This window comes from Pseudomonas sp. 13B_2.1_Bac1 (assembly GCF_025466155.1).
Classification (GTDB): Bacteria; Pseudomonadota; Gammaproteobacteria; order Pseudomonadales; family Pseudomonadaceae; genus Aquipseudomonas; species Aquipseudomonas aylmerensis.
Genome location: NZ_JANLOH010000101.1, coordinates 39,708 through 57,367 on the forward strand (window position 1 = coordinate 39,708; position 17,660 = coordinate 57,367).

10 protein-coding genes and 1 other RNA gene are annotated in these 17,660 nt (G+C 58.1%); 7 read left to right on the forward strand and 4 right to left on the reverse strand.

What is annotated here, in order from left to right; translation table 11 throughout:
* The first annotated feature begins 181 nt into the window (after positions 1-181).
* The 4 genes from NTD80_RS24805 to ssrA all read left to right on the forward strand — a co-directional run bounded on the left by NTD80_RS24805 (position 182) and on the right by ssrA (position 5,673).
* Positions 182-1,876 carry a lactate permease LctP family transporter gene (locus NTD80_RS24805; protein ID WP_065910248.1) on the forward strand — a complete coding sequence of 565 codons (1,695 nt, stop codon included), beginning with the start codon at positions 182-184 and terminating at the stop codon, positions 1,874-1,876.
* A 70-nt stretch (positions 1,877-1,946) separates the two neighbouring features.
* Positions 1,947-4,757: an FAD-binding and (Fe-S)-binding domain-containing protein gene (locus tag NTD80_RS24810; RefSeq protein WP_262135323.1), complete on the forward strand. Its 2,811-nt coding sequence runs from the start codon at positions 1,947-1,949 to the stop codon at positions 4,755-4,757.
* A 135-nt stretch (positions 4,758-4,892) separates the two neighbouring features.
* Entirely contained in the window at positions 4,893-5,174 is a 282-nt protein-coding gene (locus NTD80_RS24815; RefSeq protein WP_065910245.1) for a hypothetical protein, read from the forward strand.
* 102 nt (positions 5,175-5,276) lie between these two features.
* Positions 5,277-5,673: a transfer-messenger RNA gene (gene ssrA / locus NTD80_RS24820) on the forward strand.
* 741 nt (positions 5,674-6,414) lie between these two features.
* Here the strand turns inward: ssrA and NTD80_RS24825 are convergent.
* The 4 genes from NTD80_RS24825 to NTD80_RS24840 form a co-directional block, all read right to left on the reverse strand.
* Entirely contained in the window at positions 6,415-7,326 is a 912-nt protein-coding gene (locus tag NTD80_RS24825; RefSeq protein ID WP_262135324.1) for a restriction endonuclease, read from the reverse strand.
* Between the two features lie 27 nt (positions 7,327-7,353).
* Positions 7,354-10,554: a type I restriction endonuclease subunit R gene (locus NTD80_RS24830; protein ID WP_262135325.1), complete on the reverse strand. Its 3,201-nt coding sequence runs from the start codon at positions 10,552-10,554 to the stop codon at positions 7,354-7,356.
* Positions 10,554-11,900, reverse strand: coding sequence for a restriction endonuclease subunit S (locus NTD80_RS24835; RefSeq protein ID WP_262135326.1), 1,347 nt, complete (start codon positions 11,898-11,900; stop codon positions 10,554-10,556). Before NTD80_RS24835 ends, NTD80_RS24830 begins: the two co-directional genes overlap by 1 nt.
* A gap of 124 nt (positions 11,901-12,024) precedes the next feature.
* Positions 12,025-14,001: a class I SAM-dependent DNA methyltransferase gene (locus NTD80_RS24840; RefSeq protein ID WP_262135327.1), complete on the reverse strand. Its 1,977-nt coding sequence runs from the start codon at positions 13,999-14,001 to the stop codon at positions 12,025-12,027.
* 689 nt (positions 14,002-14,690) lie between these two features.
* Here NTD80_RS24840 and NTD80_RS24845 point away from each other — a divergent pair.
* The 3 genes from NTD80_RS24845 (at position 14,691) to NTD80_RS24855 (ending at position 17,645) form a co-directional block, all read left to right on the forward strand.
* The gene (locus NTD80_RS24845; protein ID WP_262135328.1) at positions 14,691-14,942 is read left to right on the forward strand and encodes a DUF6124 family protein; all 252 of its coding nucleotides are present in this window, start codon (positions 14,691-14,693) and stop codon (positions 14,940-14,942) included.
* 112 nt (positions 14,943-15,054) lie between these two features.
* Positions 15,055-16,080, forward strand: coding sequence for a hypothetical protein (locus NTD80_RS24850; RefSeq protein ID WP_262135329.1), 1,026 nt, complete (start codon positions 15,055-15,057; stop codon positions 16,078-16,080).
* 125 nt (positions 16,081-16,205) lie between these two features.
* On the forward strand, positions 16,206-17,645 hold the full coding sequence (locus NTD80_RS24855) for an ArnT family glycosyltransferase (protein ID WP_262135330.1): 1,440 nt from the start codon (positions 16,206-16,208) through the stop codon (positions 17,643-17,645).
* Positions 17,646-17,660 lie beyond the last annotated feature (15 nt).

Genomic DNA, 17,660 nt, shown 5'->3' on the forward strand with positions numbered 1-17,660 from the left:
TATCAGAACGCCTTGGATTTATCCGCTCAGCTCCCCGTCCTCACAGATCTGAGACCAAAGTTTCGCAAGCGGCAAATTGACACACCGACCCGAAGCCTTTTAACCTAGCCCACAGCGATTGTAAATTGGTATTACCAATTATCCAAGCTGATTAAACAACAACAATCAGGGGCCACCCCATATGCAAACCTGGCAACAGCTCTACAGCCCGCTCGGCAGCCTCGGCCTGTCCGCACTGGCCGCCGTTATCCCGATCGTATTCTTCTTCCTGGCCCTGGCGGTGTTCCGCCTCAAAGGCCACGTTGCCGGGAGCATCACCCTGGCGCTCTCGATCCTGGTCGCGATCTTCGCCTTCCAGATGCCGGTAGACATGGCGCTGGCTGCCGCCGGCTATGGCTTCGCCTACGGCCTGTGGCCTATCGCCTGGATCATCGTGGCGGCCGTGTTCCTGTACAAACTGACGGTCAAGAGCGGCCAATTCGAAATCATCCGCAGCTCGGTGCTGTCGATCACTGACGATCAACGCCTGCAAGTGCTCTTGATTGGCTTCTGCTTCGGCGCATTTCTGGAAGGTGCCGCCGGTTTCGGCGCCCCCGTGGCGATCACTGCCGCGCTGCTGGTAGGCCTGGGCTTCAACCCGCTGTATGCCGCCGGCCTGTGCTTGATCGCCAACACCGCGCCGGTCGCCTTCGGCGCACTCGGGATCCCGATCATCGTGGCCGGCCAGGTGACCGGTATCGACGCGTTCAAGATCGGCGCCATGACCGGCCGCCAACTGCCCCTGCTGTCGCTGTTCGTGCCGTTCTGGCTGGTGTTCATGATGGATGGCCTGCGCGGCGTGCGCGAAACCTGGCCGGCGGCGCTGGTGGCCGGCTTGAGCTTCGCCGTCACCCAGTACTTCACCTCCAACTTCATTGGCCCGGAACTGCCGGACATCACCTCGGCCCTGGCCAGCCTGATTGCCCTGACCTTGTTCCTCAAAGTCTGGCAACCCAAGCGCACCGCGGGCGCGCAGATTGCCGGCGCCACGTCGAGCGCAGCAGTCACCGCCAGCGCTGGCGGCTTCGGCCTGCCGCGCAACACCGTTGCTTCGCCCTACAGCCTGGTGCAGATTTTCAAGGCCTGGTCGCCATTCCTGATCCTGACCGTGCTGGTCACCATCTGGACGCTCAAACCGTTCAAGGCAATGTTTGCCGCCGGCGGCTCGATGTACAGCTGGGTGTTCAACTTCGCGATTCCGCACCTGGACCAACTGGTGATCAAGGTGGCGCCCATCGTCACCAACCCCACCGCGATCCCGGCCGTGTTCAAGCTGGACCCGATCTCGGCCACCGGCACTGCGATTTTCTTCTCGGCACTGGTGTCGATGCTGGTGCTGAAGATCGATATCAAAACTGGTCTTACCACTTTAAAAGAGACCTTCTACGAGCTGCGCTGGCCCATCCTGTCGATCGGCATGGTGCTGGCGTTCGCCTTCGTCACCAACTATTCCGGCATGTCGTCGACTATGGCACTGGTGCTGGCCGGCACCGGGGCGGCCTTCCCGTTCTTCTCGCCTTTCCTCGGCTGGCTGGGGGTTTTCCTGACAGGCTCCGATACCTCATCCAATGCACTGTTCAGCTCGCTGCAAGCCACCACCGCGCACCAGATCGGCGTCAACGACACCTTGCTGGTCGCGGCAAACACCAGCGGCGGCGTGACCGGCAAGATGATCTCGCCACAATCAATCGCCGTCGCATGCGCAGCCACTGGCCTGGTGGGCAAGGAATCCGACCTGTTCCGCTTCACCCTCAAGCACAGCCTGTTCTTTGCCACGATCGTCGGGCTGATCACCTTGGCGCAGGCCTACTGGTTCACCGGTATGCTGGTGCACTGAGACCTGCACGCAATAGGGTAAGAATCGACGCCGGACAACGGTTCCGGCGTCAGCTATTTCTGGAGGACCGATGAGTCTGCCTGCCGCTTTCCTTGCCGACGTCATACAGCTGATCCCGAAGGATCGGCGTTTCGACGACCCACTTTCCACTCTCGCATTCGGTACCGACGCCAGCTTTTATCGACTGATCCCACAGCTAGTGATCCGCGTGGAGTCGGAAGACGAAGTCGTCGCACTGCTGCAACTGGCCCAACGCGACCGCGTGCCGGTGACCTTCCGCGCGGCGGGCACCAGCCTGTCCGGGCAAGCCATCAGCGATTCAGTACTGATCGTACTGGGTGACAACTGGAACGGCCGGGAGATTCGCGGGCAAGGCACGCAGATCCGTCTGCAGCCCGGCGTCATCGGCGCCCAGGCCAATGCGTGGCTGGCGCCGTTCGGGCGCAAGATCGGGCCGGATCCGGCGTCGATCAATGCCTGCAAGATCGGCGGCATCGTTGCCAATAATGCCAGCGGCATGTGCTGCGGCACCGCGCAGAACACCTATCACACCCTGGCCGGAATTCGTCTGGTACTGGCTGATGGCAGTCGACTGGACACCGAGGATGCAGCCAGCGTTGCAGCGTTTCGAAAACACCATGCAGCCCTGCTTGAGCGACTGGCGACACTTGGCCGCGAGACGCGGGCAAATGCCGAACTGGCGGCAAAAATCCGCCACAAATATCGTCTGAAAAATACCACCGGACTGTCGCTCAATGCCCTGGTGGATTTCGATGAACCGCTGGATATCCTCAGCCATCTGCTGGTCGGCTCCGAAGGCACCCTGGGCTTTATCAGCGCAGTGACCTACGAGACAGTGATCGACCACCCCAACAAAGCGTCGGCGCTGATTGTGTTCCCGGATGTCGAGACCTGCTGCAACGCGGTGACCGTGCTGAAAACCCAGCCGGTCTCGGCGGTTGAGCTGCTGGACCGGCGCAGCATGCGCTCGGTGCAGGACAAACCCGGCATGCCGGCTTTCGTACAGCACTTATCGGAAAATGCCTGCGCGCTGCTGATCGAATCCCGCGCCGCCGCCCCATCACTGCTGCACGAACAATTGGCGCTGATCATGGCGTCCCTGGCGCCGTTCCCCGTAGAGAAGCAAGTCGACTTCACTGAAGACCCGGTGGAAAACGCCCGCCTGTGGGCGATCCGCAAAGACACCTTCCCCGCCGTCGGTGCCGTCCGCAAAACCGGCACCACGGTGATCATCGAAGACGTCACTTTCCCGGTCGAGCAACTGGCGATCGGCGTGAACCGCTTGATCGAACTGTTCGACAAACATCACTACGACGAAGCCATCCTTTTCGGACACGCCCTGGAAGGCAATCTGCACTTCGTGTTCACCCAAGGCTTCAACAGCGCGGAAGAAGTCACGCGCTACCAGGCGTTCATGGACGACGTCGCGCAATTGGTGGCGGTGGAGTTTGGCGGCTCGCTGAAGGCCGAACACGGCACGGGCCGCAATATGGCGCCTTTCGTCGAGCTGGAATGGGGCAGCGATGCCTATCAGTTGATGTGGCAGCTCAAGCGTCTGCTGGACCCCAACGGCATTCTCAACCCGGATGTTGTACTCAGCGAAGACCCGCAAATCCACCTCAAGCACCTCAAGCCCCTGCCGGCAGCGGACGAGATTGTGGATAAGTGCATCGAGTGCGGGTTCTGCGAGCCGGTGTGTCCCTCCAAAGGCCTGACGTTGAGCCCGCGCCAGCGCATCGTGATCTGGCGCGATATCCAGGCGAAAAAACGCGCAGCCGTCGACACCACTGAACTCGAAGCCGCCTATCACTACCAGGGTATCGACACCTGCGCCGCCACCGGCCTGTGTGCGCAACGTTGCCCTGTAGGAATCAATACCGGCGACCTGGTGAAGAAGCTGCGCAGCCGCGATGCCGACCGTACGAAAACCGCCGAATGGCTCGCCACCCATTTCGCCACGGCGTTGCAAGGTGCGCGCTTTACCCTGCATGTCGCCAACGGTGCGCGCATGCTGTTGGGCGCCCCTCGCCTGGCGAAACTGTCTGCCACGGTGACCCGGTTGTCCAAGGGGCAAATCCCGCAGTGGACCAGCGCCATGCCACAGCCGGAGAAAGCCATCCGCTTCAGCCCGGCCGTGACCGATGAGCGGCCCCGCGTGGTCTACCTGGCGGCTTGCGTCTCACGCGCCATGGGGCCGTCCGCCAGTGATAAAGAACAGATGTCGCTGTACGACAAGACCCGTGGCCTGTTGGAAAAGGCCGGTTACCAAGTGGTATTCCCCGACAATCAAGACAGCCTGTGCTGCGGCCAGCCGTTTGCCTCAAAGGGCTATGCCGAACAGGCGGAGCACAAACGCCAGGAACTGATCGGCGCGCTGCTGCATGCGAGCCGTGGCGGACTCGATCCGATCTACTGCGACACCAGCCCCTGCACCCTGCGCCTGGTGCAAGACCTTGGCGAAACGCGCCTGGACCTTTACGACCCGGTACGTTTTATCCGCACACACCTGATGGACCGACTCGACTTCACCCCCCAGGAAGCGCCGATTGCGGTACACGTCACCTGCAGTACCCAGCATTTGGGCGAAAGCCAGGCGTTGATCGACCTGGCCCGACGCTGCTCAAAAACCGTGGTGATCCCGGAAGGCATCCACTGCTGTGGTTTTGCCGGCGACAAGGGTTTCACCACGCCGGAACTCAACGCCCACGCGCTGCGCTCGCTCAAAGATGCCGTGCAATATTGCAGTGAAGGCCTCTCCACCAGCCGCACCTGCGAGATCGGCCTGAGCCAGCACGGAGGCATTGATTATCACGGCTTGGTGTATCTCGTGGACCGGGTCACCCAGGCCCGCGCGCATTAATCCTGCAAAAAAACGAACCCCTGCGCGCCGGCGTAGTCATCTGCATAGGCCTCGACGAACGAGGCTCAACAGTGATGTCGCTGGCAGCCGTTGAACGCCAGCAGCGTCGAGCCCTTTTGCGCAAGGAGATACCCTATGAAGCGTTCCGCTCTTGCTGGCTTGTTCATTACCGCTGCGATGCTGGCCTCCCCTGTTTTCGCTGCGGGCGAGCCCGATCTGTGCAAGATCAATCTGGACAAAATCAACAACGGCCAAGCCCTGCTTGCCACTGACACCAGCGGCAAGAAGGGAGAAATCGACACTGCCGTCTCCCAGGCGAAAGCAGCCCATGCTGCAGGTGATGACAAGAAGTGCATCGAGATCACCTCCAAAGCCCTGCAAGACCTGCAGAACACTGAAAAAGGCGGCAACCAGTAACACGCCGTCGTTGATGGCCAACCTTCGGGTTGGCCTTCCGTGAGCGTTTGGCGTACACTGCACAGGCTTGTCACTCACTAAGAAACAACGAGTTACAAGCACGGGGCCGTTTAGGATTCGACGCCGGTCGCGAAACTTTAGGTGCATGCCGAGTTGGTAACAGAACTCGTAAATCCACTGTTGCAACTTCTTATAGTTGCCAATGACGAAAACTACGGCCAGGAATTCGCTCTCGCTGCGTAAGCAGCCTTAGCCCTGAGCTTCTGGTACCTTCGGGTCCAGCAATCACCAGGGGATGTCTGTAAACCCAAAGTGATTGTCATATAGAACAGAATCGCCGTGCAGTACGTTGTGGACGAAGCGGCTAAAACTTACACAACTCGCCCAAAGCACCCTGCCCTTCGGGTCGCTGAGGGTTAACTTAATAGAAACGGCTACGCATGTAGTACCGACAGCGGAGTACTGGCGGACGGGGGTTCAAATCCCCCCGGCTCCACCAACTTAACGAAAAAAGACGTCCATGGACGTCTTTTTTTGTGTCTTGAATTCGGTGAGATCGAGGGTTTCAGGGCCGTTGGTTTCAGTGGAAGAATTTTGACTTCCGCACGTTTTGGTATTCCAAATGGTATTCCAGGCTTTCTGGTGCTAATTTTTGGAATACCAAAACGGTGTCAGAGGTAGCTCTCATCCCTGCGCAAGCCAATCGTCTATCCGACCGCGCCCCCGAATCAGCGTGTTAATCTCAAATCGAAGTTCAACGCCCCCCACTTATGGGTAGTTTCATTATGATCATCGACCTCCTGCATTCAGAAGAACTCAACTTTGCAGAGATGATGAGCGTTAAAAGCAGCTCGCGTGACCGTCAGGTCGACGCGGTCTATGCGGCAGACTCTCAGACGCTTGAGTTAGCCTCTGCCCGTGCAAAAATTGTCCTCCGCGGAAAGTCTGGTCCAATCGCCCGCCCACAAAGATATTCTGCAATGAGCGACAGATAGACCTTTAGGGTGGTACATCAAGAATGGTCGCTATCGCTCAGCGGGGTCGGGCTTAATTTGGTACGCAGTTCGTTCCAGATTGGAAGGGAGTGGTACAAAGCCCGCAGTGTCACAAATTTCATGCAACGATGCCATTGCCAAACTCGGCTCCGAGCTTCCAGCCGAAGTCGAAAACAACTCTTTGCCACAGACCACCCATGCGTCACCGAGCTGAAAATCACTAACCCTGCTAGCTACGTTACAACTCACTCGCCCGCGAAATAATCACTGTCGAGTTGCTTCACCTCGTACACCTGCTTAACGCTCACGCCTAGGTTGTTCTCTACCATCAGTCGCGCCAGTTCCACACCATCGATCAATACCACTTTGATATCCAGCCCCAGCGCTGCAGTCCGGGCACCCTCGGAGAACTCTGAGGTGGTGATGAACACACCCTTACGCGCACGCTGGCGAGTCAATGCGCCAATAAACTTGTCAATCTCCGGACGATGCACCGTGTTAGTCCAGCGCTTGGCCTGCAGATAGATCACGTCAAGGCCGAGCTTGTCTTCTTTTATGATGCCGTCGATACCGCCATCATTCGTCGCCTGGGTTGCTTTGCCAGCCTCCTTACGCGAACCACCGTAGCCCATAGCGATCATGAGATCGACCACCAACTGTTCAAAGAAGCTGGGAGTGGCCAGCCGGACTTGCGTCAACAGTTCATCTGCCAGTGACTGCATCAATGCCTGATGCGCTCCGGCCAACTGCTCGTCTGGTGTGGTTTCCGCAATACCAACGTTTAGCAGAGCAGGAGCTTCAAGCGATTGCGGTTTTGCCGTATGGAAATCCGCAAACTCGGGAAACTGCTTCAACCAGCTCACCGTGATGCGCTGCGGACCATTGGCCAGGGCATCAAGGCCACGCGGGGTAATTTGCACCATCCCCTTGTCCGGAATGCATAACAGCCCAGCCTTATTCAAATAGGTGCGAGCCCAGCCCACACGGTTGTTGATCACCGTCTGCTGACCGGAGGGTAGCCGTTCCCTGCGTTCGTCTTCAGTCAGTTGGAACTGATCGGCCACCCGCTCGCGCAGCACATTGAGCGGCAGCGGCGCACCGTTCTGCACAGTGCTCAGGACTGGGCGCATCACACTTTGAAAGTCCGGAATTGCCACTATTACTCCTTAATCTTACCGCCGGTTTTAGGCGCCGCCGACGCGGGGGGCATCGAAGGAAGCCGCAGTCTTGAGCATCTTCAAAATCACCAGCGCAAACGCCCGACTCTTCGTCTCGTTATCCAATACTTCCAGCGACAGTTTCTCGTGGTCGGTCATCGCGTCCAGCACTGTGTCGAGGACGCGCTTGGGAAACAGGCCGTGCATCACTTGATCAACCGAATGGTTGTTCACCTGGGCCATTACATCTTCCTGACGGCTGATGCGCTGGGCGATGCCGGTGAGAAACTGCAGTTGGTCGTCGTCACTCACTTCGGCACCAAAGATATCGTTCAGCGCCTCAATAATTTCGGATAGCCGCTTCTTCTCCGGATCATGTGGCTTACCGCTCCCCACGTCACCGCCGGGTTTGACGGTGTATATGCCCGTCTCCTCGTTCAGACGGAGCACGTGTTCGGCGCGCTTGCTCAGGCGGTAGTGGCTCAGTTGCAGCTCGCCCACATCCACGTCGTCTTCTAGCAGACGGTCTACGCGCAGCAGCGGGTGCAGATGCTTGGCGTACACGCACAGTTGCTCGAGTTCGTGATCCTCGTAAGGCACGATCTGCGACAGAAACTCATACAGGCGCATAAAACTTTGCAAATTCTTGCGGAACAGGTCGAGCTGATCGACTTGCTCGCCAGCTTCTTTCAATGCGTGTTCGGCTTTTTTCAAGCCGGCGCTATCCCCATTGGCCTCGGCATTGCGTTTGTAATCCAGCGCTTGCTGGCGTGACAGCAGCGAGAAAGCATAACGCTTGGCAAAGCGTTCTTTGGCCGGCGCGCAGTAATAACTGAGTTTGCTGGCTTGAGCCTTAGGATCGAAGAAGGCCAAGGCAAACGCTTCGACCTCTTGCCAGTGATAGATGCCCTCGGCATCAAGTTTCTTCTGCAGGTCATAGATGATCTGCGGGTCTGTCACGTCGGTCAGTTCGGCCTTGGTGTAGTACGGTAAGAAGGCATCGAGAATATCCTGCGGCTCGTTGAAGAAGTCGAGGATGAAGGTTTGCTTGTTATCACCAAAGGTGCGGTTCAACCGCGACAAGGTCTGTACGCAGTCCACGCCTTGTAGCTTCTTGTCCACGTACATGGCGCACAGCTTGGGCTGATCGAAGCCGGTCTGATATTTGTTGGCGGCTATCATCACGTTGAAGTCTTGGGTGTCGAAAGCATCCGCCAGATCGCGGCCATTTAGGCCCGCGTTGAGCAGGCTGCTGTTTTCCGTCACCTCTTCGGGGATTTCCTCGTCCGGTAATACGCTGCCGGAGAACGCCACCAGCGGATGCACATCGCTGTAACCCATCTGCTGCACATAAGCTTTTAATGCCAACTGATAACGAACAGCTTCTTGACGACTGCTGGTCACTACCATGGCCTTGGCTTGACCATTGAGCAGACCGCGAATATTGGCGCGGAAATGCTCAACGATTACCTCGACCTTCTGGCTTATGTTGTACGGGTGTAAACGCACCCAGCGTGCCAGCTTGATGCGCGCTTTTTTGCTGTCCACCTCGTCGTCTTCGCCATCCGGGTGGGCGATCTTCCAGGCGGTACTGTAAGTGGTGTAGTTGCGCAGCACGTCGAGGATAAAACCCTCCTCGATGGCCTGGCGCATGGAGTACAGGTGAAACGGCTCAGGCTTGTTGCTGGTGCTCGCTGGCAGCGTGGGGTCGGCCGGACGACCGAACAGCTCCAGGGTTTTAGCTTTTGGGGTCGCGGTAAAGGCGTAGTAGCTGATGCGCTCATTGGGTTGGCGAGCTTGTACGGCAGCATCCAGTAGCTCTTCAGCGCTGACTTCTTCCGCCTCCAGAGCATCGCTGCCTAGAATCTGTTTCAGCTTATTGGCCGAAGAGCCGGTTTGCGAGGAATGCGCCTCGTCGGCGATCACGGCATAACGCCCGCTGGCCAGCTTGGGGTACTTGTCCAGCGCATCGAACAGCGCCGGGAAGGTCTGGATGGTGACGACGATGATGCGCGTCTGTTCAGACAACGCGTCGGCCAGTTGCTCGGACTTGCTTTGGTTGCCGACATCCCGGCTGATCGGTTTGACCACGCCCTGAGCGTGTTCGAACTGGTAGATGGTGTTTTGCAGTTGGCTGTCCAGCACCGTGCGGTCGGTGACCACGATCACCGAATTGAAAAGGCGCTGGCCGGTATCGTCGTACAGCGAGGCCAGTTGATGCGCGGTCCAGGCGATGGAGTTGGACTTGCCCGAGCCTGCGCTGTGCTGAATCAAATATCGCTTACCCGGCCCTTCGGCGCGGGTGGTAGTGATCAGCCTATTGACCACTTCCCATTGATGGTAACGCGGGAAGATCATCGCCTCCTTGGTCACCAGCGTGCCGTCGAAGCCTTCACTGGTTTTCTTGTCCAAGTGCAGGAAGCGCCCCAGCACTTTGAGCCACGCATCCGGCTGCAAAAGCCGTTGCCACAGGTAGCTGGTGGCGTACTGGCTGTCGTCCTCAGGCATCGGGTTGCCCGCGCCACCTTCCGCGCTGCCAAGGTTGAACGGAAGGAAGAAAGTGTCTTTACCCGCGAGTTTGGTGGTCATCGCCACTTCATTCTGACCCACGGCAAAGTGCACCAGCGCGCCGCGTTTGAAAGTCAGCAGCGGCTCGGGTTTGCGCGTTAGTGGGTCTTTAATCGGGCGGTCATTGCGGTATTGTCGCTTGGCGTTTTCCACCGACTGTTTGAACTCGCTTTTCAACTCCAGCGTGGCGGTGGGGATACCGTTGACGAACAGCACCAGATCCAACCGTGGGTTGTAGCTCTGGCCGCTGCCTACAGCCTCACGCGCATAGGGCGAATAGGACACCTCCGGCACCACGCGCAAACGGTTGCACTGATGGCGCTTGAGGGTGTCCGGGTTCATGCCGTGGTCGGGCTGGAAGCTGCACAGCTCCACCTTTACCGCCGGCAGCTTGAAGCCATGGCGCAGCACATCCAGGGTGCCGCTTTGTTCAAGCTCGCGCACCAGCTTTTGCACCAGCACATCATCCGGGTTCTTCGGGTTGGCCTTGGCGAACTTGTCCCAACGCTCCGGCCAAGCCTCTTTGAAGTAACCGAGCACGTCCTCGGTATACAGCGCCGTGCGCCGGTCGTAGCCGCTGGCGGTGCCGACCAGCCAGCCTTGGGCAGCCAGGGCGTCGATGATGTCTTGTTGAAACTGAGCTTCCTTGCTGTCCGCCATTACACGGCCTCTTCTACTAGTTCGGGAGTTCGCGCGCTGGCCGGTGGCTGCCAGCCGCGCACGTCGATTTTGCCGGTCACGGCGGCGGAGATTAGGGCGGAGCGGCGTTCTTGGAGAAGTTCGACTGCTACGTCGCCCTCGACAATCAGTTCGTCAATTCGTCCAGTTTGCTCATTGATCAGTCCGGCAATAGCGCCTTGTTCGTGTTCAGGGGGTATAGCTAGCCAGAAGGCGAGCAAGGAAGACTGTGGCAAATTATTGGCCAAGCCATTACCGCCACTCAGCGCCTGTTCTATTTGAGATCGCATAAATTGCGCGTTCATTACCCAAACAAAAAATTGGCTACTGACCTTTTCTTCCAAATGAATACGGAAGATTTTGTCAGAGAGCATCAACCGCTCACGCACCTGCCCCAACAATGCAGTCGAACCCACCAGTTCAGGTGATCCACTTGCTCGTGACATCAATATGTCACCAGCACGAACCTCGTACTCGGGAATTGGCGTCAGCGTAGAAGGCAGAGTCTTGTTCTCGGAGGCATCGAAAAAGCCTCTGTTGACGCAGCCTGCTTTCAGTACGCCCCAGCCATCTTCTTCGGCAGGGTATGACTCACATTCAGGACTCCAACCTTGCTCAATAAATCGGATTGCACGCCGAGTGGCACAAACAACCCAATGCGCTGGCACCTCGCCTAGCCACTCCACGCCGGAGTCTTTCATCGGCACCGTGGGGTCGAGGCCCTTGGTGACGGCGTGGGAGATCACGGCCTGGCGTTTTTCCTTGAGCAGTTCGATCAGACGCTGCTGCTCTTCGATCAGCGCGTCGATGCGGGCGGTTTCGTGGTCAAGGAAAGCGGCAATGCAGAACTGCTCCGATACTGGAGGGAAAGGCAGATCTATCAGAACAAAGTTCTGATAGTTCATATCCTGTCCATCTCGAATAAAGTTTGCCGTTGATTGCAATGCCTGAATGTAATCTACCGACTTAAACAAACGTTGATAGTAGCCCGGCACGAGATCTGCTCTTGGCCTCAACACCACGTAGGATGAACGAATTCCCCCTCCAGCCCAAGCGCGCTCCAACCCTCCCTGAAAACTTCGCATGCTTATTACGAAGTCTCCTATCTCGACACGCTTTCTCAACTCTAAATTTTGATTCAACTGAACCACTCGCCTACCGGCCAAACGCATGAACTCGGCTTGGGAAATCACGCCATATTCCTGTGTGGCCGACAGCTGTTCGTCACTTTCAGGCGCACGATCTTTGGATTCGGGGAAAAGGCGTTTTGAAGGTAGAACTGTCCAGCGATCCGGAAATTTACAAGGCCATTTAACTTTTGCACTCACGAGCGCTTCTCCCTTGAAGAGTCATTGCATCTCGGATGTGACAGAAACGTACTCGGGCTATCCATGCCCTCGACCTGCGGGCCAACGGTTGCGCCATTGTTCGAATTTGCTCCCGACAAATTTGTCATGCCGACAGCCCCTCGATCATCTGCTTGATACGGTCGGTGCAGGCTTTCAGCTCGCGGTCGATCTCGGTCAGCAGGCGTGGCGGCTGGAAGACATAGAAGTGGCGGTTGAAAGGAATCTCGAAGCCGACAATGCCGACCTCGCCGTCAAGAGCATCGGTCTTGCTTTCATCGATCCAAGCATCCGGCACATGGGGGATGACTTCGCGCCGGAAGTAGTCGTAGACCGATTCGCCCAGCGGTACGTTCTCGTTATCACGCAGGCCGGCGTCGGCTTCCGGCTGGCCTTTGCTGGTGCAGATATCCGCCCCTGGGTCGCGCTCGCTCAGGGCGCTCATCAGGGCTTTTAGCTCCGGGGTGCTGAGGCTGACGCTGTGAGCGGTGAGGGCTTTTTTCAGCAGCTTGCTGAATTGCTCACGGTTGCGGTGCAACACGCTAGCGTCTACCGCTTGCAGGGCGGCCAGCAACTGCTGCTGGGCGGCACTATCGAGCTTCTGCAGAGCCTTTTCTTCCAGCACTTTAGCGATGCGCTCGGCGCTGGTCTGGAAGTTCAGACGCAGTGGACGTTCGACGGTGATACGGCGGTAGCCGAAAGCATCAATGGGAAAAATTTTGCTCAGCGAGGTTTGCTCGAAGCTGCCATACAGGCGCACCAGCTCACTGATTTGATCCTCGGTGATGTACTGGCGCTTACTGCCCAGCGACTTGCGCATTTTGGCGTAGTACTGGGTGCCGTCGATCAACTGCACTTTCCCTTGGCGCGCTGCCGTTTTCTTGTTGCTGAGGATCCATACATAGGTAGCAATGCCGGTGTTGTAGAACATGTCCGTCGGCAGCGCGACGATGGCTTCGACCAAGTCGTTTTGCAGCAGGTAGCGGCGAATCTCCGATTCACCCGAACCTGCGCCGCCAGTGAACAGCGGCGAGCCGTTGAGAATGATGCCGATGCGCGAGCCACCTTCACGCGGGTCACGCATCTTGCTAACTAGGTGCAGGAGGAAAAGCAGCGAACCGTCAGATACACGCGGCAGGCCCGGGCCGAAGCGGCCGTCGAAGCCCTTGTGGCTGTGCTCATCGGTGATCTGCTTTTGTACCTTCTTCCACTCCACGCCGAACGGCGGGTTGCTGAGCATGAAGTCGAAGGATTTGTCGGCCAGTTGGTCGTTGGACAGGGTATTGCCGAGCTTGATGCTTGCCACGTCCTGGCCCTTGATCAGCATGTCCGCCTTACAGATGGCGTAAGACTCGGGGTTGAGCTCCTGGCCGTGCAGCGACACACTGACCTTCTCGCTGATTGACTGGATGTACTCATCACCCTCAGACAGAAAGCCGCCGGTACCAGCGGTTGGGTCATAGATGGTGACGATGCTGTTGGGCGCGAGCTTGTGGTCCTGATCGGTGATCACCAGCGAGGTGGTGAGGTGGACTATATCGCGCGGGGTGAAGTGCTCCCCGGCGGTTTCGTTGGAGCTTTCCGCAAACTTGCGGATCAGCTCTTCGAAGATGATGCCCATGCCGAAGTTGCTGATGAACTCGGGGCTCAGATCGGTTGCCGCGAAACGCTGCACCATCTGGTACAGCAGGTTGGCGGTTTCCAACTGCTGTACGAAGTCTTCGAAGTGGAAATGCTCGAAGATCTCTCGTGCGTCTTTGCTGAACGCCTGCACGTAGCTCATTAAGTCGGCGGCAGTCTGTGTATCGGACAGTGTGCCAAGGGTCAGCGGCGAGGCATTGAAGAACTGCTGCCCGGCAGCGCGCAGCAAAATCATTTCGCGCACGGTATCCGGGCGACCTTCTTGGGCGAATGTCTGCTTGATTACCTCATCCTTGGTCGGGGAAAGTACGCACTCCATGCGCCGTAACAGGGTGAATGGCAGGATGATGCGGCCGTATTGCGATTGTTTAAAGTCACCGCGCAGCAGATCGGCAATGGACCAAAGAAACGCGGCCGTCTGGGAATGATTTTCCGTGTTCACGCAATAACTCCTTGGAGTACGGGCAAAAACGGAATTCTAACACCCGAGGGGCCCATCCGGAGCTTTCACTTTAGGGTCTGAAGTCGCTGAGCCCAGTCCACTTGGAGATGCCTTTGCTAGCGCTGAGAGCTATCCACAGATCGTTTCGTTGGCCACAATTCCACAAAGCTTGTTGGACAGATTGAAAATTAAGTGCTCACGCGACGTCAGGTATTCCAATCGGTATTCCAGCCAAAAGCGAAAATCGTTATTCGTTTTTAAAAAACCAATAACCTACCAACTCAATTCAGATTACCCCGGCCCACCAATTCGAAGCATCAACAAAACCCGACCAGTGCGGGTTTTGTTGTTTCTAGGGTTTGGAAAGCCCGATAGGACGGACCTTCGGAATTTTCCTTCAAGCAATCGCGCCATTGATGAACTGGCGCAACCCGCGCCACAACGTTAATTTCCTCGAGTCGCTGCTCATCAGCGACCGGCTTTGACAGGCCGAAAAGTGTAACCTTTCACCCCCCTTGATAAGACGGCATGCTTGACGCATTCCGCCTCGTTCATGGCGGCTGTGCGTGGGGCATCTTCGGGTGCGCCGGGTTCCTACACTTCCGGTCTGTCAACCCGCGTACAGCTGCCTCCCATTCCTGTTTGACAGCAGAGGGCGGTAGCTCCTTAAACAGTGTGGGAGCTTCATCATGAAAAAGATCACCCCCAATCCCCCCTCCGCAACCCTCTTCACAATCGCTCCGGATATCACCTCCGAAACCCTGCTGATCCAAGCCAGCGAAACCCTCGCGTCACTCAACGCCATGACCACCGATCTGGCCTTCGAACTCGACGGCGCCCACCGTCACAAGCTGCTGGCCACCCAGCAACTGATCGTGCTGGGCGAGTTGTTGGTCGAGCGCGTGCTGGTCCTCACCCAAGACACACAAACATTCCAGTAACAAAAACGCCGAGACGCGTTCAGCGACTCGGCCTTTGGCTGTCCGTCTGGAATCCGCCCGCACTTCCCATTACCCTGACCGCCTCTATCAGACAACCGGAAGTCCGATACCCGTGCTGAAGCCCCTTGCTGTTCTCACCCTCGCCTGCGCCCCAGTGCTTGCAACCGCCGCCGACCTCGCCGGCGTCTGGACGGGCACCTTGGGAAAATCCGCGATCACCGTCTGTTTCAACGGTGCCCACGGCGCCAATGGCAGTTACTACTACCAACGTATTCTCACGCCCATTCAGCTGACTCAGGCCAATGCCAGTGAGCCGTGGGTGGAAGAAGGGCAAACCGGCTTCTGGCAGTTGGACGACCCGCAAGACGATTCGCTGACCGGCACCTGGAGCAAAGCACTGGGTGGTAAAAGCCTGGCGTTGGTGTTGAAACGCGCGGACGCCGACGGGTGCGCGAGCGACACCTACAACCTTCCTCTCGAAGCCGCGCCGCCTGCGGTAAAGGTCGAGAAGAAGACCTTCGCCGAGCATGCCTATCAAGTGAAAACCCAAGGTGGGCAGGTCATCCTGAAACTTGAAGGCGACGGGGAAGCGATCGATAAGATCAACCGCGACCTCGCGCGCATGGCCATCAATCCAGAGGGCCAGACCGACTTCTACCGGGAGCGGCGCAACTCACTGGACCAGAGTGGCGGCACCACGACCAGCGAGATCACGGTGGAGCCGTCGTACTGGTCAGCGCACTGGATCACTGTGCGTTTCTATCGCTGGTCGGCGGGCTACGGGCGTGGTGGCATCAGTTGGGGCCTGCATAGCTGGAACCTGCAAACCGGTGAAAAAGTCGACCCATGGACGTGGCTGGGAGGCCGCGAGCAATGGGACAACCCCTACTCGGGCCAAGTCAAACTGCCCGCCCACTTCAGCGCGTGGCTGGCCAAACAGACCACCACCGACGAAGGGTGCCCGGCGGTGACCAGCTATTCCACGTTCGATTTGAGCTTCAACACCCAGGGCCTGCAACTCTCGACACCCGCGCAAGGCGACGGCTGTGACAACGAGCTGAGCTTTACCTGGGAGCAACTGGAGCCGGTGCTCTCGGCGCAAGGCAAGGCCGCAGTCCCCAGTTTGAAGGCCCCGTGAGGGTCTGGGTGCACTTTAAAAAAATCCGACACTCGTTCACGAAATATTCAGAAACACCGACGGATACTAGCCAATTGCAATGACCGTTCCCCCGGACGGTCCTCCTGCCTTGGTAGCCAGAACCCATGACGCGTCCCGCTCCTTTGCTGTTGCTGCTTGCTGGTCTGTTGTTCTTCTTTGCCTTGGGCAACCATGAGTTGCAAGGCTCCACCGAAGCTCGTGTGGCCGGGATAGCCATGGCCATGCACCTGGACAACAACTGGGTGGTGCCGCAGTTGTTTCGCGAGCCCTTCCTGGAAAAACCGCCGCTGAGCCTGTGGATCGACGCCGGCGCGATTCGCCTGTTTGGCGGGACCACCTGGGCGGTGCGCCTGGCCTCGGCCTTTGCCGGGTTGTTCAGCGTGATGCTGCTCTACGGCATGCTGCGCACGTTCGGGCGGCCGAAGACGCTGGCATTCAGTGCCGCCTTGATCCTCGCGACCATGGCCAGTTACTGGGGCAATGTGCGCGGCGTGGGTGAGGACTCGTTACTGACCCTGGGCGTCACCACCGCGCTGCTGGCGTTCTATCAGGCGATGCGGCCCGAATCCGAGCGTCAAGGCGGCAACGCCTGGCCCTGGGCCCTGTTTACCGTAGGGATGGTCATCGCCACCTTGAGCAAAGGCGTGCTGGGCCTGGCGATGCCGGGTGTCGTGATCTTCGTGTACCTGGCCAGCACCAGCCTGATGGACAAACGCCTGCGCATAGGCGACTGGCTCAAGCCGGCCTTCTTCACTTTGCTGGCGCTGATACCGTTGATGATCTGGCTGGGATTCCTATTCCAGCGCGGCGGCATGCAGGCGGTGGGAGAAGTGTTGTGGACCAACAGCGTTGGGCGCTTCAGCGGCTCGTTTGTCGAGGCGGGGCACTACGAGCCGATCTACTACTACATCGCGAAGCTGCCCGAGGCGTTCCTGCCCTGGAACATCCTGGTGTACCTGGGGCTGTGGCATTTCCGTAAAAGCCTGGTGCGCAACCGTTACCGCCTGTTCTTCAGCGTGTGGCTGGTGGCGCAGTTCACCCTGCTGACCTTCGCATCGAGCAAACGCACGGTGTACTTGATGGCGCTCACGCCAGCCGCCGCCGTATTGGCGGCAGAATATGCACGGGTGCTGCTGGAATGGCTCAAGACCCACAAACCGGGGTTGTATAAACACCACACCAGGCTGGTGGGCGGCGTGTTCACCCTGGCGGTCGCCTGCTACCTGATAGCCGCCTTCTGGTTCGCGCCCAAAGCCGACGTGCGCCAGTCGTTCGTGCCGTTGATCAGTCAGATCCAGGCACTGCAAGCCGAAGGCAAGGAGGTGGTGTTGTTTCAGCCCAATGAGCGGATTGCCGGCGCCAGCGTGTTCTACACCCAGGCCTACCTGCCGATCCTGCAGACCGAAGCCGAGCTGCAGCGCTTTTTGACCGCCAGGCCCGGCAACGTTGCGCTGCTGGACCACACCAACGATTTGACCACCAAGGTCACGGTCATCAAGGAGATGGCGATCAACCGCCAGCCTTACTACTTCATCGAGCAGTAAGGCCGGCGCGGGGCA